The 19,064-nt window shown below is 43.9% G+C and carries 18 protein-coding genes; 14 read left to right on the top strand and 4 right to left on the bottom strand.

The annotated features are described in order from the left end of the window. Positions 1-385: 385 nt before the first annotated feature. The 10 genes from yycF (at position 386) to ftsY (ending at position 11,937) form a co-directional block, all read left to right on the top strand. The gene (gene yycF, locus I2F76_RS08790) at positions 386-1,087 is read left to right on the top strand and encodes a response regulator YycF (protein ID WP_049483721.1); all 702 of its coding nucleotides are present in this window, start codon (positions 386-388) and stop codon (positions 1,085-1,087) included. Further along, entirely contained in the window at positions 1,080-2,432 is a 1,353-nt protein-coding gene (vicK, locus tag I2F76_RS08785; RefSeq protein WP_049472090.1) for a cell wall metabolism sensor histidine kinase VicK, read from the top strand. The genes yycF and vicK overlap by 8 nt, the downstream gene beginning before the upstream one ends. A 7-nt stretch (positions 2,433-2,439) precedes the next feature. Beyond that, positions 2,440-3,249, top strand: coding sequence for an MBL fold metallo-hydrolase (locus I2F76_RS08780; RefSeq protein WP_023918725.1), 810 nt, complete (start codon positions 2,440-2,442; stop codon positions 3,247-3,249). A 148-nt stretch (positions 3,250-3,397) separates the two neighbouring features. Beyond that, the gene (locus I2F76_RS08775) at positions 3,398-3,943 is read left to right on the top strand and encodes a hypothetical protein (RefSeq protein ID WP_155169996.1); all 546 of its coding nucleotides are present in this window, start codon (positions 3,398-3,400) and stop codon (positions 3,941-3,943) included. A gap of 33 nt (positions 3,944-3,976) precedes the next feature. Beyond that, complete coding sequence (locus I2F76_RS08770) at positions 3,977-4,363, top strand: YbaN family protein (protein ID WP_070466325.1); 387 nt, start codon at positions 3,977-3,979, stop codon at positions 4,361-4,363. Between the two features lie 99 nt (positions 4,364-4,462). Next, a complete protein-coding gene (gene rnc, locus I2F76_RS08765; protein ID WP_155169945.1) occupies positions 4,463-5,164 on the top strand; it encodes a ribonuclease III in 702 nt (233 codons plus the stop codon). Next, positions 5,155-8,691, top strand: coding sequence for a chromosome segregation protein SMC (smc, locus tag I2F76_RS08760; protein WP_155169943.1), 3,537 nt, complete (start codon positions 5,155-5,157; stop codon positions 8,689-8,691). The genes rnc and smc overlap by 10 nt, the downstream gene beginning before the upstream one ends. After that, positions 8,681-9,487 (top strand): Cof-type HAD-IIB family hydrolase, encoded by an 807-nt coding sequence (locus I2F76_RS08755; RefSeq protein ID WP_155169941.1) that lies wholly within the window; start codon positions 8,681-8,683, stop codon positions 9,485-9,487. Before smc ends, I2F76_RS08755 begins: the two co-directional genes overlap by 11 nt. Further along, entirely contained in the window at positions 9,484-10,305 is an 822-nt protein-coding gene (locus tag I2F76_RS08750; protein ID WP_125826493.1) for a Cof-type HAD-IIB family hydrolase, read from the top strand. The genes I2F76_RS08755 and I2F76_RS08750 overlap by 4 nt, the downstream gene beginning before the upstream one ends. Then, positions 10,306-11,937 carry a signal recognition particle-docking protein FtsY gene (gene ftsY, locus I2F76_RS08745; RefSeq protein ID WP_195487684.1) on the top strand — a complete coding sequence of 544 codons (1,632 nt, stop codon included), beginning with the start codon at positions 10,306-10,308 and terminating at the stop codon, positions 11,935-11,937. Positions 11,938-12,028: 91 nt separating this feature from the next. Here ftsY and zwf read toward each other — a convergent pair whose 3' ends face one another. From zwf to I2F76_RS08725, 4 genes are all read right to left on the bottom strand, one after another. Continuing rightward, positions 12,029-13,495, bottom strand: coding sequence for a glucose-6-phosphate dehydrogenase (zwf, locus tag I2F76_RS08740; protein ID WP_023918710.1), 1,467 nt, complete (start codon positions 13,493-13,495; stop codon positions 12,029-12,031). A gap of 193 nt (positions 13,496-13,688) precedes the next feature. Continuing rightward, the gene (locus I2F76_RS08735; RefSeq protein WP_195487683.1) at positions 13,689-14,504 is read right to left on the bottom strand and encodes a TIGR03943 family putative permease subunit; all 816 of its coding nucleotides are present in this window, start codon (positions 14,502-14,504) and stop codon (positions 13,689-13,691) included. Further along, positions 14,501-15,406: a permease gene (locus I2F76_RS08730; RefSeq protein ID WP_070846006.1), complete on the bottom strand. Its 906-nt coding sequence runs from the start codon at positions 15,404-15,406 to the stop codon at positions 14,501-14,503. The genes I2F76_RS08735 and I2F76_RS08730 overlap by 4 nt, the downstream gene beginning before the upstream one ends. Then, positions 15,406-15,555 carry an SPJ_0845 family protein gene (locus I2F76_RS08725; protein ID WP_173018898.1) on the bottom strand — a complete coding sequence of 50 codons (150 nt, stop codon included), beginning with the start codon at positions 15,553-15,555 and terminating at the stop codon, positions 15,406-15,408. Before I2F76_RS08725 ends, I2F76_RS08730 begins: the two co-directional genes overlap by 1 nt. Positions 15,556-15,709: 154 nt before the next feature. Between I2F76_RS08725 and I2F76_RS08720 the strand changes: the two genes are divergently transcribed. From I2F76_RS08720 to I2F76_RS08705, 4 genes are all read left to right on the top strand, one after another. After that, complete coding sequence (locus I2F76_RS08720) at positions 15,710-17,836, top strand: Tex family protein (protein ID WP_195487689.1); 2,127 nt, start codon at positions 15,710-15,712, stop codon at positions 17,834-17,836. Continuing rightward, positions 17,823-18,275 carry a SprT family protein gene (locus tag I2F76_RS08715; protein ID WP_195487682.1) on the top strand — a complete coding sequence of 151 codons (453 nt, stop codon included), beginning with the start codon at positions 17,823-17,825 and terminating at the stop codon, positions 18,273-18,275. The genes I2F76_RS08720 and I2F76_RS08715 overlap by 14 nt, the downstream gene beginning before the upstream one ends. Positions 18,276-18,349: 74 nt before the next feature. Beyond that, positions 18,350-18,631, top strand: a complete 282-nt coding sequence (locus I2F76_RS08710; protein ID WP_013903896.1) for a PspC domain-containing protein — start codon at positions 18,350-18,352, stop codon at positions 18,629-18,631. Positions 18,632-18,643: 12 nt separating this feature from the next. Next, positions 18,644-19,012: a hypothetical protein gene (locus I2F76_RS08705; RefSeq protein WP_195487681.1), complete on the top strand. Its 369-nt coding sequence runs from the start codon at positions 18,644-18,646 to the stop codon at positions 19,010-19,012. Positions 19,013-19,064 lie beyond the last annotated feature (52 nt).

Here is a 19,064-nt window from a genome sequence, read left to right as displayed (position 1 = left end):
CCGCACAGTTGAGTAGGGCTGTAAAAGCTGATGAAATCAGCGTAGTAGAGCCCACTCAACCACTGCGTCTTGCTCGAAAATCCAAAAACAATTAAGAGGCTATGATTTCTGTCCCACTCTCACTTTTCTCACGACGGAAAGTTTTTAATAAATGATTCATTCATTCTAACAAGTAGGAAATTAACTTTTTTTAGAATCATTCAAGTGATTTTATCTTCTACATATCATTCGTTTTTTCTGAGACGGAGATTTTAACTTCTCGGTCTTTTTTACCCTTTCTTATTGGAAAGTTCAGCAATTGAGGCTCCACATTTCTTCATAAGTTTGATATAATAAGAGGATAGAGATTGATTAGGAAAAGAAGCATTAGAAACAGGTATGTAAGATGAAAAAAATATTAGTAGTTGATGATGAAAAACCAATTTCAGATATTATCAAATTTAACATGGCAAAAGAGGGCTATGAAGTCTTGACAGCCTTTGATGGTCGGGAAGCTTTGGAAGTCTTTGCGGCTGAGAATCCGGATATTATTATTCTAGATTTGATGTTGCCAGAGATTGATGGTCTGGAAGTGGCGCGTACCATTCGCAAGACCAGCAATGTGCCCATCATTGTCCTTTCTGCCAAAGATACAGAATTTGATAAGGTGATCGGTCTTGAAATTGGTGCGGATGACTATGTGACTAAGCCATTCTCTAATCGAGAATTGCAAGCACGTGTGAAGGCCTTGTTGCGTCGTTCGGAGTTTGCGGCTGATCCTCAGCTTGAAAATGAGGCCGATACGGAAATTGTAATTGGTGATCTTCACATCCTTCCAGACGCTTTCTTGGTTCAAAAGGCCAACAAAGAATTGGACTTGACCCATCGTGAGTTTGAATTGCTCTATCACCTTGCGACCCATGTCGGTCAAGTCATGACCCGTGAGCACCTTCTTGAGACGGTGTGGGGCTATGATTACTTTGGTGATGTTCGGACGGTGGATGTGACGGTTCGTCGTTTGCGTGAAAAAATCGAGGACACACCGGGGCGTCCAGAATATATCTTGACCCGCCGTGGTGTCGGATATTATATGAGAAACAATGATTGATCAACTAAAACAATTTGTAATGTCGTCGAACTTTGTCTTTGTTCTGATTACGGTTGGGTTTATCATTGTGGTAGCCTTGCTTTTGCTAGAAAACCGTAGGGACAATATCAAGCTCAGACAATTAAACGCCAAAATTAAGGATCTGATTGCAGGGGACTATTCCGAAGTGGTCGACATGCAAGGAAGTCCAGAACTGACGGATATGACCAATAGTATCAATGATCTGTCGGAGGTTATTCGCCTGACGCATGAAAACTTGGAACAAGAAACCAAGCGTTTGACCAGTATCCTTTCTTATATGACAGATGGGGTGCTTGCGACCAACAGACGCGGTCAGATCATCATGGTCAATGAAATGGCAGCCAAGCAATTGAATGTTAATCCAGATGAGGTGCTCAATACCAGTATTCTAGATTTGCTTTCACTTGGAGATGACTATGATCTACGAAGCTTGATTACAGAAGTACCAGAGTTGACCATTGATTCCCAGGATGAAAATGGGGAATACATAAGTCTTCGTGTGCGCTTTGCCTTGATTCGTCGCGAGTCAGGTTTTATCTCTGGTCTGGTAGCTGTCTTGCATGATACGACAGAGCAGGACAAGGAAGAGCGGGAACGTCGCCTCTTTGTCTCCAATGTGAGTCATGAACTGCGAACACCTTTGACCAGTGTGAAATCCTATCTGGAAGCTCTAGATGATGGCGCTTTGTCAGAGCCAGTGGCACCAGATTTTGTCAAGGTTTCACTGAATGAAACCAACCGCATGATGCGTATGGTCACAGATCTTTTGAGCTTGTCACGAATCGATAATGAAACTAGTCAGTTGGACATCGAGTTGACCAACTTTACGGCCTTTATTACCTTTATTTTAAACCGGTTTGATAAGATCAAGAGTCAATCGCAAGAAGATACCAAGAAGTATGAACTGATCCGTGAATATCCAATCACCCCGATTTGGGTTGAAATTGATACGGATAAAATGACCCAGGTAATCGACAATATCTTGAACAATGCCATCAAATACTCACCCGATGGTGGGAAAATCAAGGTAGGGATGAAAACAACAGATGCCCAGTTGATTATCTCTATCTCAGATGAGGGCTTGGGAATTCCCAAGAAAGACTTGCCACGCATTTTTGATCGCTTTTACCGAGTGGATAAGGCGCGTAGCCGGGCCCAAGGTGGGACTGGTCTGGGCTTAGCCATTGCTAAGGAGATCATTAAGCAGCACAAAGGCTTTATTTGGGCCAAGAGTGAATATGGTAAGGGATCTACCTTTACCATTGTCTTGCCGTACGACAAAGATGCGATTAAAGACGACTGGGATACAGAAGAGGAAGAATAAGGAGTCAATGACAGAAGAGGGATTTAAGTACAGTATTTTAGCTTCAGGTTCTAGTGGAAATTCTTTCTACCTTGAGACACCAAAGAAAAAACTGCTCATTGATGCAGGTCTATCAGGGAAAAAGATTACAGGACTATTGGCTGAAATTGATCGCAAACCAGAAGATTTAGATGCCATTCTGATTACGCACGAACACTCAGACCATATTCATGGTGTGGGTGTTTTAGCGCGGAAATATGGGATGGATCTATATGCTAATGAAGCAACTTGGAAGGCTATGGAAGGCACCAAGTATCTAGGGAAGGTCGATGATGCTCAAAAGCACATTTTTGAAATGGGAAAGACCAAGACATTTGGCGATATCGATATCGAAAGTTTTGGGGTCAGTCACGATGCTGCTGCCCCTCAATTCTATCGCTTTATGAAGGATGGCAAGAGCTTCGTCATGCTAACGGATACGGGCTATGTGAGTGATCGCTTGGCAGGTATCGTCGCGGATGCGGATGGCTATCTGATTGAGTCCAACCATGATGTAGAGATCCTTCGAGCAGGTTCGTATGCTTGGCGCTTGAAGCAGCGGATCTTGTCAGACCTAGGCCACCTTTCTAATGAAGATGGGGCAGATGCCATGATCCGGACCTTGGGAAATCGCACCAAGAAGATTTATCTGGGGCATTTGTCAAAAGAGAACAATATCAAAGAATTGGCCCATATGACCATGGAGAACCAACTGGCTCGAGCAGATCTAGCTGTCGGTCATGATTTTGAGGTGCTGGATACATCACCAGACACTGCAACTCCATTGACGAAGATATAAGATAGAAAACCACCTGCGGGTGGTTTTTTATATGTCTATTTGAGGAAATCTATATCTAGTAATGAATTTGCTCTTTAGCCAAAATTCGTGTATGATAGGAAAGAATGAATTCTGAGTGAGATTCATGAAAGTAGAGGAGAGATAATAAATGAAAAAAATGATGTTATTACTGGCTAGTTTGGTTGCTTTAACAGCTTGTAGTCAGTCTAAGCAAGTTACGAAAGAGTCGACTTCCAATCAAACGACGAAGGAAACAAAAGTATCAGAGTCTTCTAAAGAAGAAAAAGGTTTGAAATTTGTAGTAGCACCTCAGTATGAAGGTAAAACGTCTGAGCTAATTGAGTTAGGAAAAAAATTGGTCAAGGACCATCCTGAACTCGGAAGTGAAGGTAATATGGCGCTCTACTTCACGGGAGCTATTTCTGAAGAAAGAGCTGCACTCATGCTGGTCAATAAGACAGATGTAGATATCAAGAAAGATTTAAATTTTTCAATTACGTGGTCTTATGATGGCAAGACTATTTTTGAGAATCAAAAGGTTAGCTATTTCATCAAAGATAGTGGTGAATTACCCTCTCATACAGCAACTCTGATATTATTACCATTGAACGAGGAGCAAATGAAGATTGTCGATGGAATGTCAGACCCTTCTAAGATGATACTTCGAATGTCAGATGTGAATGCTGTAGAGTGATTACGAAAAAAGAAACATACAAAGGAGAAGTAAATGCGCCTTGTTTATCTTACGATTGGTTTTGTGTCTTTGGGATTAGGAATCATTGGGATTCCTTTGCCGATTTTACCGACGACTCCCTTTTTACTGCTATCGATGGCCTGCTTTGCTAAAAGTTCCAAACGCTTTGAAACTTGGCTCTACCAAACCAAGCTTTATCAAACCTATGTAGCGGATTACCGAGAGACCAAATCGATTGCCAAAGAACGGAAGAAATGGATCCTTCTTCAGATCTACATTCTGATGGGCATTTCCATCTATCTGGCCCCGATTATTTGGGTGAAGCTCGCTTTAGGAACTTTGACGATTTTTATCACCTTTTATCTCTTAAAAGTGATCCCCAATAAGCCTGAAAAACCAACAGAAGAACATCCTGAGTAAAAATAGAGAATTCAGGACCTAGAACTAGGAAAAGAAGTGCGTTCGTGCTTCTTTTTTGGTATACTTAAGAGTATGAATTTATTAGAAAGTAGGCTTCCCATGGAGAAATTACAAGCCCTGTTATCGGAACGGTTTCAGATCGTTTTTTCAGATACCAGTTTATTAGATACAGCTTTTACGCACACCTCTTATGCCAATGAGCACCGCCTCTTAAAAATTTCACATAACGAACGTTTGGAATTTTTAGGAGACGCTGTTCTTCAATTAGTTATTTCCGAATATTTGTATAAGGAACACCCAAACAGACCGGAGGGAGATTTGTCCAAATTCCGTTCTATGATTGTCCGTGAAGAGAGTCTGGCTGGCTTTTCTCGGGATTGCCAATTTGACCATTTCATCAAACTGGGCAAGGGTGAAGAAAAATCTGGTGGCCGGGACCGTGATACGATTCTTGGTGACTTATTTGAAGCCTTTTTAGGTGCTCTTTTACTAGATCAAGGAGTGGAAGCAGTCAAACGCTTCATCTACCAGGTCATGATTCCAAAGGTTGAAACGGGTCAATTTTCTCAAGTCATTGACTACAAGACTCGCTTGCAAGAACTGTTACAGGTTCACGGAGATGTGGAGATCCAATACCAAGTGGTCAGCGAGTCCGGTCCAGCTCATGCCAAAGAGTTTGAAGTAGAAGTGTTCGTGAACGGTCAAACGATGGGACATGGTCATGGTCGTTCCAAGAAATTAGCGGAGCAGGAAGCAGCCCGCAATGCAGTTGAAACGAGGAATGATTCCCCATGTATCTAAAAGAGATTGAAATCCAAGGCTTTAAATCCTTTGCGGATAAGACAAAAGTCGTATTTGACAAAGGGGTCACTGCCGTTGTAGGGCCTAATGGATCTGGAAAATCAAATATCACGGAGAGCTTGCGCTGGGCCCTGGGGGAATCCAGTGTCAAGAGTCTACGTGGGGGCAAGATGCCCGATGTCATTTTTGCAGGGACAGAATCGCGAAAACCGCTGAATTATGCCTGTGTCACAGTTGTCTTAGATAACCAAGATGGTTTTATCCAACAGGCAGGGAAAGAAATTCGTGTCGAACGGCATATTTATCGTTCAGGAGACAGCGAGTACAAGATCGATGGCAAGAAAGTACGTCTCAGAGATGTTCATGATTTGTTCATGGATACGGGATTGGGACGTGATTCCTTCTCCATTATCTCCCAAGGTCGGGTAGAGGAGATCTTTAACTCCAAACCGGAAGAACGCCGGGCAATCTTTGAAGAAGCTGCAGGTGTCTTGAAATTTAAGACGCGGCGCAAGGAAACCGAGACCAAACTCAACCAAACCCAGGAGAATTTGGACCGTCTGGAGGATATCCTCTATGAATTAGAAGGACAAATCCAACCTCTTGAAAAGCAAGCGACTGTCGCTCGTCGTTTCTTGGAATTAGACCAAGAACGGCAGGTTCTCTTGCTAGATGTTTTAGTTGCTCAAGTCGATCTGACAAAAGAGCTCTACGAAAAGGCTGATCAAGAAGAAAAAGCCATTCAAGAACAGTTGGCTTCTTATTACCAACGTCGTCAGGTCTTAGAAGAAGATAATGTACGCATCAAGAAAGCCCGCCATCAGTTGGATGAAAGCTTAGCTGAGGACCAGGCCAGCTTACTTGAGGTCACTCGTTTGATCAGTGATTTGGAAAAGCAAATCGAAGTAGCTAAGTTGCAATCGAGTCAAGCAGCCCATAGTCGTAGGGAAAATCTTGAGCGTCTGGATGCTATTTTGGCCCGTCTGGAAGAAGCGAAAAATGAGCTGGCTCAAAAACAAGAGACGCTAGCTGTGCTTCAACAAAGACTGACAGAGAACCGTCAGCAACAAGAAGAGTTGGAAAAAGAATTAGCCAACTACGAAGAAGATCCGGAACAAGTCATTGAGCATCTACGAGAGCAGTATGTCGCGCTCTTGCAGACAGAGGCTGAAAAATCGAATGAGCGAACAGCCATTGAGAGCCGGATCCAAGCACTCTTGCAAGAATCAAGCCATCGTCAAGAGGATTTGACCAAGGCACAAACAAACTTTGAAACTGCCAAGGAAAAAGAAGTCCGACAATTGGAAGAGTTGGAGCAGGCACAAGCGACGGTCAAAGGCCTATTAGCAGAATACCAAGAGCAATTGGTAAAAGTGGAGCAGGCCAAAGCTGCCTACCAAGAGGCTCAAGCGGCCATGTTTGACTTGATGGATGAGAGCAAGAATAAGCGGGCGCGGATCAATAGCTTGGAAGCTATTCAGAAGAACCATAGTAACTTCTATGCAGGAGTCAAGAGCGTTTTGCAAGAAGCAGAACGGTTAGGAGGCATCTGTGGGGCTGTTAGTGAGAATTTGAGTTTCTCAAAAGACTACCAGACGGCGCTTGAAATTGCTCTGGGAGCTAGCAGCCAACAGATCATTGTCGAAGATGAAAAGGCTGCAACGCGAGCGATCGATTTCTTGAAACGCAATCGCTTGGGACGGGCAACTTTCCTTCCGCTCACGACGATCAAAGCTCGTCAACTATCCCCTCGGAATCTAGAATTGATTCAAGCCAGTGCAGGATTTCTAGGAATTGCGAGTGACTTAGTGACCTATGAGCATCGTTTTGAACAGATTTTCCAAAACCTGCTTGGCGTAACGGCTATCTTTGACACGACGGAGCATGCGCGTGAGGCGGCTCGTAAAGTCAACTATCAAGTTCGGATGGTGACCTTGGATGGGACCGAATTGCGGACCGGAGGATCGTATGCCGGTGGTGCCAATCGCTCTCAAAATACGGTCTTTGTCAAACCAGAATTAGATAGTTTGAAACAGGAAATGCAAGCTCTGGATGCTCGTTTAAGAGAAGCAGAGCAGGAGGCCGAGACCAAGGACAATCTGCTTAAGCAAGCGCAAGAATACTTGGCCTCTATTCAAAGCCAGGGTGAGCAAGCGCGTCTGGAGCAACAGCGGGCCCAATTGGCCTACCAACAAAGCCAAGAGCAACTGAAAGAAATTCAGGAACTCTTAGAGGCTTTGAAGTCAGAATTGGCAACAGATGCGACCCAGTCTCTTCAAGAAGAGCAGGAGTCCCTTACTGAGCAATTGGCAGCCATTGAGCTTCAAAAAGAAAACTTGAATCGCGACATTGAAACCATGAAGTCGGATAAAGATGTCCTGCAACAAAAAGTACAAAACCTGCAAGAGCAATTGGCAGAACTGCGACTCCAACAGACGGAATATAAAAGCCAACAAAGCTACGAGCAAACAGATGCTCGGCGTTTGGAAGAAACAATCTCCCGGTTGGAAGTAGAGGAGCATCAGTTGCAATTGCTGATTGAACAAGGCGAGGCTCAAGTTCAGACAGTCGATGTGGAGCAGCTAGCCAACCAATTGACGCAGGCTCAAGCCAAGAAAACGGACTTGGAACAAGGGGTTATTCGGAAACGCTTTGAGCTGGATGATTTGGAAGGCCAGGCCGAAGATGTGGCAGAACAGATGGAACAAGCGCGCAAGAAAAATGAAGAGTGGATTCGTCAACAAGCCAAGGCTGAAGCGACACGTGAAAAGCATGCAGACCGCTTGAACAAGCTCTTAACGCAAATTACTGATGAATTCATGCAAAGCTTTGACCAAGCCAAAGAACAGGCTAAACCGGTTGAAAATCTTGCGGCAGCTGAGAACCAGCTCAAGAGTATCGAAAAAGACATTAAGGCACTTGGTCCAGTCAATGTGGATGCGATCGACCAATACGATGAAGTGAAGGGACGCTTTGATTTCCTTTCTAGCCAGCGGGAGGATGTCTTAGCCGCGAAAAACATGCTTCTGTCGACCATCAACGACATGAATGACGAAGTCAAGGAACGCTTTAAATCAACCTTTGAAGCCATTCGTGAATCTTTTAAAGTTACTTTCCGTCAAATGTTTGGAGGGGGTTCTGCTGATTTGATTCTGACAGAGCCAGATCTTCTGACAGCTGGGGTTGAGATTTCTGTGCAGCCACCTGGTAAAAAGATCCAATCCTTAAACCTCATGAGTGGTGGAGAAAAAGCCTTATCAGCTTTGGCCCTCTTGTTCTCGATCATTCGTGTCAAGACCATTCCATTTGTCATTCTGGATGAGGTAGAGGCTGCTCTGGATGAGGCCAATGTCAAGCGCTTTGGTGATTATCTCAACCGCTTTGATAAGGAAAGCCAATTTATTGTCGTGACGCACCGGAAGGGAACCATGTCAGCTGCAGATTCCATCTATGGAGTGACCATGCAGGAATCTGGGGTTTCTAAAATCGTCTCAGTAAAATTGAAAGACTTAGAAAATGAAGAATAAAGATATTAAATTGATCGCTACGGACATGGATGGAACCTTTTTAAATGACCAACATCAGTACGATCAAGACCTTTTACGCAAGGTGTTAGCAAGCTGCAAAGAAAAAGACATTTATTTTGCTGCTGCGAGTGGCCGTGCCCTCCTTTCGCTCAAATCCCTCTTTAAAGGGTTTGAAGACCAGATGATTTTCATTGCTGAAAATGGCAGCGTGGTTGAATTTCATGGAGAAGACCTCTACGAAGCGACCATGTCCAAAGACTTTTATTTGGGTGTTTTTGAAGCTCTGAAATCTTCCCCTTATGCAGATCCTGATAAACTGCTTTTGACAGGGAAAAAGGGAAGTTATGTCTTGGAAACAGTAGATCCCGACTATCTGGCCTTGAGTCAGCACTACAATGAAAACATTCAAAAAGTGAAAAGCCTAGTGGATATTCAAGATGAAATCTTCAAATTGACCACCAACTTTGATGCAGCTCTTGTGCTTGAAGGTGAACAATGGGTCACTGAGAATATTCCTGGTGTCAAAGCGATGACGACAGGTTTTGAATCGATTGATATTGTCCTCGATTATGTCGATAAGGGAGTGGCGATTACTGCCTTAGCGGATAAACTAGGGATTTCGATGGATCAGGTGATGGCTTTTGGAGATAACCTAAATGACCTTCATATGATGCAGGTCGTGGGCCATCCTGTAGCGCCAGAAAATGCACGTCCTGAAATCTTAGCGATTGCTGAAACAGTCATCGGCCACCATGCGACTGGCTCTGTCTTGCGCTACATGGAGGAAATTGTATGAGTAAGATTTCCTTGATTGCGCTGGATTTAGATGGGACCCTTCTCAATTCGGAAAAAAAGATCTCCCCTCGCAATAGAGCAGCTCTCGCTGCTGCACAGGCCCAAGGTGTCAAGGTGGTTCTAACCACTGGTCGCCCCTTGAAAGCCATGGATTTTCTTTTGGAAGAATTGGGAACAGCAGGCCTCAAAGAAGAGTATACGATTACCTTCAACGGTGGTCTAGTGCAGCGAAATAATGGAGAGATTCTCTCAAAAGTGGTCTTGGCACCAGAAGATGTCGCAACCATCCATGATGAAACAGCTCGTCTCGGCCTTCCGCTGGATGCGATCAGTGAGGGAACGGTTTATGAGATTTATTCGGAACGGAAGTCCCTCTATTCCCATTACAATCCCTACCTGAATTTTATTGAGACAGATTTTAAAGACCTGCCATCCACGATTTCCTACAACAAGTGTGTGACAGCCGTTGATCAAGAATTTTTAGATGTGGCGATCAAGCAGATCAGGCCGGACTTATTTCAAGACTATGAAATTTTTAAATCTCGGGAAATGTTGCTGGAATGGTGCCCCAAAAATGTTCACAAGGCAACAGGTTTAGAAGCATTGGCAGCCATTTTGGGTCTTACATCTGATCAAGTCATGGCCTGTGGAGATGAGGCCAATGACCTGTCTATGATCCAGTGGGCTGGACTAGGGGTTGCTATGGGCAATGCGGTCCCAGCAGTGAAAGAGGTGGCGGCGCTTGTTGCACCCGTGACCAATGACCAAGACGCTGTCGCATGGGCAATTGAAAATTATGTGCTAAAGGAGAGTGAATAAATGGGATTATTTGATCGATTATTTGGAAAGAAAGAAGAAACTGAAAAAGTGCTTCCGTCTACTGAAGAAGTGACGGAAAGTAATGAGATTGAAGAAGTTGTCAAAGAGGAGCCGACGACGGCTGTCTCAAATGACAAGGAAGAGCAAAAAATCGCTGATATGGAGGCTTACTACCAAGAGCTTAAAGCGCGGATTGCAGCCACTCATCAACCTGTTTCAACCGTCACTCAAGAAGAGTCACCAGAGGAACCTCTTCTTGAAGAAAATGTGACTTCAGAGACTCATAAAGACCAAACAGCGGGAGAGGAGTCTCCGGTTGTCTTTGAATCCGCTCAAACAGAAACAACTCCTGAAGAAGTTTCACCTGTAGCTGATGAAACGGAGACGGAGCCTCTTGAAGAAGTGAAAATTGAAGCGGAAGAAACTGAAGATGGTGAGGAAGCAGATGGGGCTAACGGTTCAGAAATGGAAGAAGAGTCACCAATTGCCTCTCCATCATCTGACGCTGAGCCAGTAGAAGTGAGCACGACAGAAGAGAAGGTTCCAGAACCTGAAGTGTCAGAAGCGATCGCTGAAGTGGAGGAAACTTCAGAAGTAGCGGAAGCCGAGTCTAGCTTTCCTGAAGGAGAAGCTGCATCAGCTATTGAGGAAAGAACTGTTGAAGAGGCAGAGGAGCCAATTCAAGATGAGGTCGCACCTCAGCAAGAAACCATCCAGGAAAAATATGATCGTAGCTTGAAAAAGACACGGACTGGATTTGGAGCACGCCTCAATGCCTTCTTTGCAAACTTCCGTTCAGTCGATGAAGAATTCTTTGAAGAATTGGAAGAACTCTTGATCATGAGTGACGTTGGGGTTCAAGTTGCCTCTAATTTAACCGAAGAGTTGCGCTATGAAGCACGTTTGGAAAATGCCAAAAAACCAGATGCTCTCAAGCGCGTGATTATCGAAAAATTGGTAGACTTGTATGAAAAGGATGGCCAATTTAATGAAGCCATTCGTTTTCAAGACGGTCTTACGGTCATGCTCTTTGTTGGGGTCAATGGAGTTGGTAAAACAACCTCTATCGGGAAGTTAGCCCACCGCTACAAACAAGAAGGCAAGAAAGTCATGTTGGTTGCAGCAGATACTTTCCGTGCAGGAGCAGTAGCTCAACTGGCAGAATGGGGACGCCGCGTAGATGTTCCAGTTGTGACAGGTCCTGAAAAATCAGATCCTGCTAGTGTCGTCTTTGATGGAATGGAACGCGCGATCGCTGAAAACATTGATGTTCTGATGATTGATACAGCTGGTCGTCTGCAAAACAAGGACAACCTCATGGCCGAGCTGGAAAAAATCGGTCGCATTATCAAGCGTGTGGTACCTGATGCTCCGCATGAAACCTTGCTAGCCCTCGATGCATCAACCGGTCAAAATGCCTTGGTGCAAGCTAAAGAATTTTCAAAAATTACACCTGTGACAGGAATTGTATTGACCAAGATCGATGGAACGGCTCGAGGTGGGGTCGTCCTTGCGATCCGTGAAGAGTTGGACATCCCAGTGAAGTTGATTGGATTCGGAGAAAAGATTGATGACATCGGACCATTCCACTCAGAAAACTTCATGAGAGGCCTCTTGGAAGGCTTGATTTAAGAGTCAAATAGAAAAAGACAAATTGTTTAAAAGACAATTTGTCTTTTTGTTTCCTTGCGCTATCAAAAAAACCACCCGAAGGTGGCTTTCCTTAATTCTTAGGTTCAGGTTTCCAAACCCATTCGGCTCCGTATTCTGCAAGGAGATCATCGGATGCAGTTGGTCCCATGGATCCAGACTTGTATTCATAGAGCGGTGCTCCATTTTCGGCCCATAGTTTTTCAATCCGGTCAATCAATTGCCATGAAGCACGGACTTCGTGCCAGTGGCTGTAATTGGTTGAGTCATTGTTCAAAACGTCGAAAATTAATTTTTCATAAGGCTCTGGTGAAGCCCCAGTTGCAGTCGCATCTGTTTCATAATCAAAGGAAATTGGTGCGATGCTGAATTTTTCTCCGACCTCTTTTCCGTTGATGCTCAATGAGAAACCTTCATTTGGTTGGATATAAATTGTCAAGACATTTGGTTGCAAGCTATGTCCAAAGATGGAGTCGGTTTGCTTGAAGACCACATTGACCATGGTTCCTTTTTGCGTCAAGCGTTTTCCGGTACGGAAGAAGAAAGGCACACCGCGGAAGCGATCGCTATCAACAAAGAACGTACCAGAAGCATAGGTCTCCGTAGTAGATTCAGGGTCGACATTGGGCTCACTGCGATAAGAGATATCTTTTTTCCCTTTGATCGTACCTGAATGGTATTGACCACGGATAAAGAATTTCTTCAATTCGTCATCTGTTGGATTGTGCAATTGCTCAAATACTTTTACTTTTTCAGCCCGAATCGCATCCTTGGTAAAGGTAGCTGGTTTATCCATGGCAAGCAAAGACAAAAGCTGAAGGGTATGGTTTTGCACCATATCTCGAAGGGCCCCCGAGTGATCATAGTAGCCACCGCGTTCTTCAACTCCTAAGCGTTCAGCGAAGGTAATTTGGATATTGTCAATAAAATCTCGATTCCAAAGATTATCAAAAATAAGATTTCCAAAACGAATGGCAAAGATATTTTGGATCATTTCTTTTCCAAGGTAATGGTCGATACGGAAGATTTGTTCTTCATCAAAGGTTTCTTCCAATTCCTTGTTGAGCTGACTAGCCGTTTCTAGGTCTGTACCGAAAGGTTTTTCAACGATCAAGCGCTCAAAACCTTGTCCATCCACAATGCCTTCTGATTTGAGGTGTTTAGCAATGGTTCCAAAAAATTGAGGAGCCATGGACAAGAAGAAGACCTTGTTGTGTTCCGTTTGGTATTTTTCATCCAAGCTATTTTGCAATTCGCGCAGGGCGATGTAATGTTCGGTATCATTAACATCATGACTTTGGTAGTAGAAATGACTGGCGAATTCTTGGGCTTGTTGAGGGCTATCTGCCAGGTCTGTGATGGATTCTACCACGACTGATTCAAAGTATTCCTTGCTCCATGGTCTGCGGGCTGTTCCGATAACCGCAAAGTTTTCAGATAGATTTCCTGATTTATAGAGTCTAAAAAGGGATGGATAGAGTTTGCGCTTGGCTAAATCTCCACTGGCCCCGAAAATGGTTACAATAACTTTTGAAGACATTTAAGTACCTATTTCCTATTTTATTAACCATATTTTACCATAAAATCCACAAGATTTCTTTGATGGAATCGTTGTTCCGAATATTTTCCGCTTGGATTAGAGGATTTGAGAGGAAAGCATAGAAAAAGCTAGAACGAAGGAGCGTTCTAGCTTTCATGGGGTTAAGGCCTATCGAAGGAACTTAGTCTATTCATTAAAATACGCGGTAGACATAAGGATTATCTGGTTGTGTAATGGTTTGACAATCCGTCACGTGGAGGACAGGCAAGCTTTGCTTGAGCTGTTTGTGGTATTCAATGGATAAGGTTCCTTTTGCATGGATCCAGGTATTGTTTTCAAAATGTTGAGGGGCACCGGTTGTTAAAAGACCGTAAACACCCGAGTCTGCGATACAGTGGATGATCCCAAAGCGAAAGAGAAATTGACTTTCTTTGTTATTAGGGTCATTGTAAACAAAACCGGTCAACTCAATGGTCTTTCCTGCAAATTGGTCAGGATAATCATAAATCACTTCCATGACTTCCATGTAATTCTCAGTGGTCACCTGAATCACTTTTTTATCAACATATTTCTTTGCCGCCTGCTTCATTTCTGACTCATAGGCAGATTTGGTAAAATAGCTACTAGTATCTGGTTTGAGATACTGGGTTGTTGTCCCTTCGTCCTGCTGGATTTCCTTGGAAGATCCAGCCGCAACCGGGAAGTGGTAGCCTTTGGCAGAGACTGTTTGGGAATCCAGTGTCACTGTAGGAAAAAATAGCCCGACAAACAAAGGAATACAGAGCAAGAAAATACTCGCCACTTTTGCCCAGAAGCCAGAGAGATGACTGTGGATCTTCATCTGCTTGACCCAGATGATCAGCTGCACAAGAGCTAAAACAAAGGACAAGAACATGGAAATATAAGCCAAGTAAGAATAGTGTAAGTTGATGTATTGATTGAGCTTACCAGATAATTGCAGGTACATGGTGAGCTCAAAATAGCCAGCTAATATCAAGAAACGAATCATAGCACTACCCCCACAAACCAAGCATAAAGGAGCACAACTCCACTCACAATTCCGATAAATTGCCAGATAAAACGGGTCTTGAGATAATTTTTCATCATGAGGAGATTTTTGACATCAAGCATAGGCCCAATCACCAAAAAGGCAAGAACCGGCGCTACTCCAAAACTCGTCAGAAGAGAGGATCCAACAAAGGCGTCCGCCTCGCTACAAAGTGAGAGGAGAAAGGACAAGAGCATGAGAAGGAGAATAGCAATAACTGGTGTCGCGCTGATCGAAGTGAGGATCCGTGTTGGGACATAGACTTGGACGAGGCTGGCAAAGAGGCAACCAAATACCAGGTAACGTCCCGTATCAAAGAATTCATCAATGGCTTGTACCAAGACTTGGAAGAGCTTTTGACCTTTGCTCAAGTCCCTAAAATCATGTTCATGTACAGCCTTACGATGTTCTTTTTGGATCGAATCTGTCTGAATAAAACCAAGAAAGATCCCTAGCACCGTTGCGACCAATAAGGAACCAAGGGCGCGGTAGAGGGCCATCTTGACAGAATTCCCAAAGGCTGAGTAGGTCGCAAAGAGAACGATAGGATTGATGACCGGTGCTGTCACCAAAAAGGGAACAGCAGTATAACTTGGAACTTTCTTTTCTAGAAAGCGATTGATAATGGGAACAATCCCACATTCACAGGAAGGAAAGATAAAGCCGATAAAGGTCCCAAAGAAGATCCGCCCAAATTTATTCTTGGGAAGAAAGCGGTAGACCCTCTCGGGGGTGATATAGACCTCAATAATCCCTGAAATGATACTTCCGATTAGGACAAACGGTAGGGCCTCGATAATAATCGAGAGAAAAATAGCCCCAGCCTGCAAGACGCTAGAGGGAAGGTGTTGAAAGAATGTCATTACTTAGCCTTCTTTGCTTCTTTAGTGGTAGCAGTTTCTGCCTTCTTTTTTTCTTCGGGGAATTCGACTGTTTTTTCTACATCTGGAAAACTTGCAAAGTTTTCAAACATTTTATCAAGATCATCTGTTTTTGAGAATTTAATAGCCATTGTTGGGCCTCCTTTTTATTTTCTTTCATTATAACAAAAAGGAAAGAGCAAGGGGGAAATGGAGCATAAAAGACAAGGAGGAAGCTTCTATCAAACCCTATCAAATAGGTGGCTAGAAGCCTTGGCTACGGTAAAATATGCTATAATAGAAGCTATGGATAAATATGAAAAAATAGCCCAAGAATTGGGTGTTAGCTTAAAACAAATCGATACCGTATTGAGTCTGACCGCAGAAGGCTCAACCATTCCCTTCATTGCCCGCTATCGAAAAGATATGACGGGAAATTTAGATGAAGTAGCGATCAAGGCCATTATTGACCGGGACAAATCGTTAACGGCTCTAGCTGAACGAAAGGAAACTGTCCTTGCTAAGATTGAGGAACAAGGCAAATTGACAGAGGCGCTCAAGCAGGCTATTGAGGCCGCTGAAAAATTAGCGGATGTCGAAGAGCTTTATCTCCCATATAAGGAAAAACGGCGGACCAAGGCGACGATTGCCCGAGAAGCAGGACTTTTTCCTTTGGCACGTCTCATTTTGCAAAATAGTCCAGACTTGGAAGCAGAGGCTCAGAAATTTACCTGTGAGGCCTTCCCAACTGAAACAGCGGCTTTAGCTGGTGCAGTGGATATTCTGGTAGAAGCTATTTCAGAGGATACCCAATTACGGGCCCTCACCTATCAAGAAATTCATGGGCATTCCCTCATGACGTCAACCTTGAAGGATGAAAGCTTAGATCCTAAGAGAACCTTTGAAATCTATTATGATTTTTCTGAGAAGATCAAGAATATGCAAGGCTACCGGACTCTAGCTCTCAATCGTGGGGAAAAATTGGGCGTTCTCAAAGTCGGATTCGAGCACCAACTGGATCGGATCATTCGTATTTTTGAGGCTCGTTTTAAAACTAAAAATGCCTATGTGGATGAGGTTATTCAACAAGCGGTTAAGAAAAAAATCGTTCCTGCGATTGAACGTCGGATTCGGACAGAGTTGACGGAGGTGGCAGAAGACGGGGCCATTCAATTGTTCTCTGAGAATCTACGGAATCTATTGCTCATTCCTCCGTTAAAAGGGCGCGTGGTCCTTGGATTTGACCCAGCCTTTCGGACTGGTGCTAAACTAGCCGTTGTCGATGAGACAGGAAAGATGCTCGCTACCCAGGTTATCTATCCAGTTGCTCCTGCAAAACCAGCTCAGATCGAGCAGGCTAAAAAGGATCTGTCCTCCTTGATCAAGGAGTTCGGAGTAGAAATTATTGCGATTGGAAATGGAACCGCCAGCCGTGAAAGTGAGGCCTTTGTCGCAGAGGTCCTCCATGACCATCCAGGAGTTCGCTATGTTATTGTCAATGAAAGCGGAGCCTCTGTCTACTCAGCTAGTGAGTTGGCCCGTCATGAGTTCCCAGAGCTAACCGTTGAAAAACGCTCGGCCATCTCGATTGCCCGCCGCTTGCAAGATCCGCTAGCAGAATTGGTGAAAATCGATGCCAAATCCATCGGTGTCGGTCAATACCAACACGATGTCAATCAGAAAAAACTGACAGAAAGCTTGGATTTCGTGGTAGATACCGTAGTCAACCAAGTTGGGGTCAATATCAATACGGCTAGTCCCTCTCTCTTAGCGCATGTAGCAGGACTCAATAAGACCATCTCTGAAAATATTGTGAAATACCGGGAAGAAGAAGGAATGATTCTTTCACGAGCGCAAATAAAAAAAGTCCCTCGTCTCGGTGCCAAGGCTTTCGAGCAGGCGGCTGGATTCTTACGCATTCCTGAAAGTAAAAACATCTTGGATAATACCGGCGTTCACCCTGAAAGTTACAAGGAAGTTGAAAAACTTTTTCAACTTCTTGAAATTACCGACCTCGATGCATCAGCTCAGGAAAAATTAAAAGCTGTGAACATCGAGGAGATGTCTACTCAGCTGGATCTGGGACCAGAAACTCTGAAAGATATCATTGCCGATCTCCTAAAACCAGGTCGCGATTTGCGGGATTCCTTTGATGCACCTGTGCTCCGTCAGGATGTCTTGGATATTAAAGACTTGCATATTGGCCAAAAATTAGAAGGGGTTGTGCGCAATGTGGTTGACTTTGGAGCCTTTGTCGATATTGGCATTCACGAAGATGGCTTGATTCATATCTCCCATATGAGCAAGCAGTTTATCAAGCATCCAAGCCAGGTCGTCTCAGTAGGTGATTTGGTTACCGTCTGGGTGAAGAAGATTGATGTGGAACGCGAAAAAGTCAATCTCAGTTTGGTAGCTCCGAATGAATCTGACTGAGTATGTACGCCAAGTATCCCTAGAAGATTTTGGTAGGGAATTCCGCCATCAAGCAGTGTGGAATCCGCGTCTCCAAACCACCGGAGGCCGTTTCTTTCCTAAGGATCGGCATCTTGATTTCAACCCCAAGATTTATCAGACTTTAGGATTAGAGACCTTTCGGAAAATCGTCCGCCATGAGCTCTGCCATTACCATCTTTACGACCAAGGAAAAGGCTATCGCCACAAAGATCTAGCCTTTAAACAGCTCCTTCAGCAAGTGGATGGACTTCGATTCACACCACCGCTACCAGAAAAATCGAGAAAAAAGCGAGTTTATCTCTACCGATGTTCTCATTGTAGACAAGAGTATAGGCGAAAGCGAAAAATCGATCTGAAGAAATATGCTTGCGGTCGCTGTCGCAGCCACCTGCAATTCCTTGAAATGAGACAAGAGTAAGAATCGGTCTTTAGGCGGATCTCTTTCCAGTTCGACTCTGCTAAAATAGGTCTAACTAGAAAGAGGAAAATCAAATGACAGCATCATTTTACAAATTAAAACGACATCGCCTGGTTTCAGGTGTGCTAGCTGGCTTAGCCGATAAATTTGGTCTTAGTGTAACTCTCCTACGCTTCTTGTTTATTCTTTTTACGGTTTCTCATGCCTTTATCGGTGTGATTATCTATTTACTGTTAGATACGACCTTACCTTATAAGGACGAGGAGGAGCAGGAAATGTTTGACTATGGCCCTCGACCTCGTCGAAGAAAAGAGGCTGAACCCATCCATGATCAGAATGATAGTCCATTTTTCTAAAAGGAGATCCGAGTGAAGCAGAAGTTCTATTCCCTTGCTTTTATTCTATATCTCTTCTTCAGTTTTATAGGACAGTTTTTCATTTTAAATCGTTTTTTTGGGGAAGGAGTTGGAACAGTTTTGATGGGAATGCTCCTTTTTCCACTGGGCATTTGGAATAGTCTCTTCTACCTCTTGTTTCTGCCAACAGAAATGGCTAGAAAGCCACAAATTTATCGGTTTTCGATTTTATTTCTGCCGGTTTTGTATCTGGTTTTCTCCTTGTTGGGGGGAGGTCCTTTCGCCTTTATGCACGGCTTGATCGCATTTCCTTCAAATGCGGTGGTCTATGCGGTCTCTATCGGAATCAAATCTATGATTAAAGATTTCTTGCAAGGCTGAAGGCTGGAGCATTCTTCAGATGTTACCATCATTTTCTAGAGGTTAGAGACAT

The sequence above is a fragment of the Streptococcus parasanguinis genome (genome assembly GCF_015557775.1).
GTDB lineage: Bacteria > Bacillota > Bacilli > Lactobacillales > Streptococcaceae > Streptococcus > Streptococcus parasanguinis_AA.
The sequence above is the reverse complement of the archived record's forward strand: the minus strand, read 5'-3'. Positions and strand labels throughout refer to the sequence as shown.

Coding starts and splice junctions, on each gene's coding strand:
- yycF (WP_049483721.1), top strand. CDS start 386: ATGAAAAAAATATTAGTAGTTGATGATGAAAAACCAATTTCAGATATT.
- vicK (WP_049472090.1), top strand. CDS start 1,080: ATGATTGATCAACTAAAACAATTTGTAATGTCGTCGAACTTTGTCTTT.
- I2F76_RS08780 (WP_023918725.1), top strand. CDS start 2,440: ATGACAGAAGAGGGATTTAAGTACAGTATTTTAGCTTCAGGTTCTAGT.
- I2F76_RS08775 (WP_155169996.1), top strand. CDS start 3,398: ATGAAAAAAATGATGTTATTACTGGCTAGTTTGGTTGCTTTAACAGCT.
- I2F76_RS08770 (WP_070466325.1), top strand. CDS start 3,977: ATGCGCCTTGTTTATCTTACGATTGGTTTTGTGTCTTTGGGATTAGGA.
- rnc (WP_155169945.1), top strand. CDS start 4,463: ATGGAGAAATTACAAGCCCTGTTATCGGAACGGTTTCAGATCGTTTTT.
- smc (WP_155169943.1), top strand. CDS start 5,155: ATGTATCTAAAAGAGATTGAAATCCAAGGCTTTAAATCCTTTGCGGAT.
- I2F76_RS08755 (WP_155169941.1), top strand. CDS start 8,681: ATGAAGAATAAAGATATTAAATTGATCGCTACGGACATGGATGGAACC.
- I2F76_RS08750 (WP_125826493.1), top strand. CDS start 9,484: ATGAGTAAGATTTCCTTGATTGCGCTGGATTTAGATGGGACCCTTCTC.
- ftsY (WP_195487684.1), top strand. CDS start 10,306: ATGGGATTATTTGATCGATTATTTGGAAAGAAAGAAGAAACTGAAAAA.
- zwf (WP_023918710.1), bottom strand. CDS start 13,495: ATGTCTTCAAAAGTTATTGTAACCATTTTCGGGGCCAGTGGAGATTTA.
- I2F76_RS08735 (WP_195487683.1), bottom strand. CDS start 14,504: ATGATTCGTTTCTTGATATTAGCTGGCTATTTTGAGCTCACCATGTAC.
- I2F76_RS08730 (WP_070846006.1), bottom strand. CDS start 15,406: ATGACATTCTTTCAACACCTTCCCTCTAGCGTCTTGCAGGCTGGGGCT.
- I2F76_RS08725 (WP_173018898.1), bottom strand. CDS start 15,555: ATGGCTATTAAATTCTCAAAAACAGATGATCTTGATAAAATGTTTGAA.
- I2F76_RS08720 (WP_195487689.1), top strand. CDS start 15,710: ATGGATAAATATGAAAAAATAGCCCAAGAATTGGGTGTTAGCTTAAAA.
- I2F76_RS08715 (WP_195487682.1), top strand. CDS start 17,823: ATGAATCTGACTGAGTATGTACGCCAAGTATCCCTAGAAGATTTTGGT.
- I2F76_RS08710 (WP_013903896.1), top strand. CDS start 18,350: ATGACAGCATCATTTTACAAATTAAAACGACATCGCCTGGTTTCAGGT.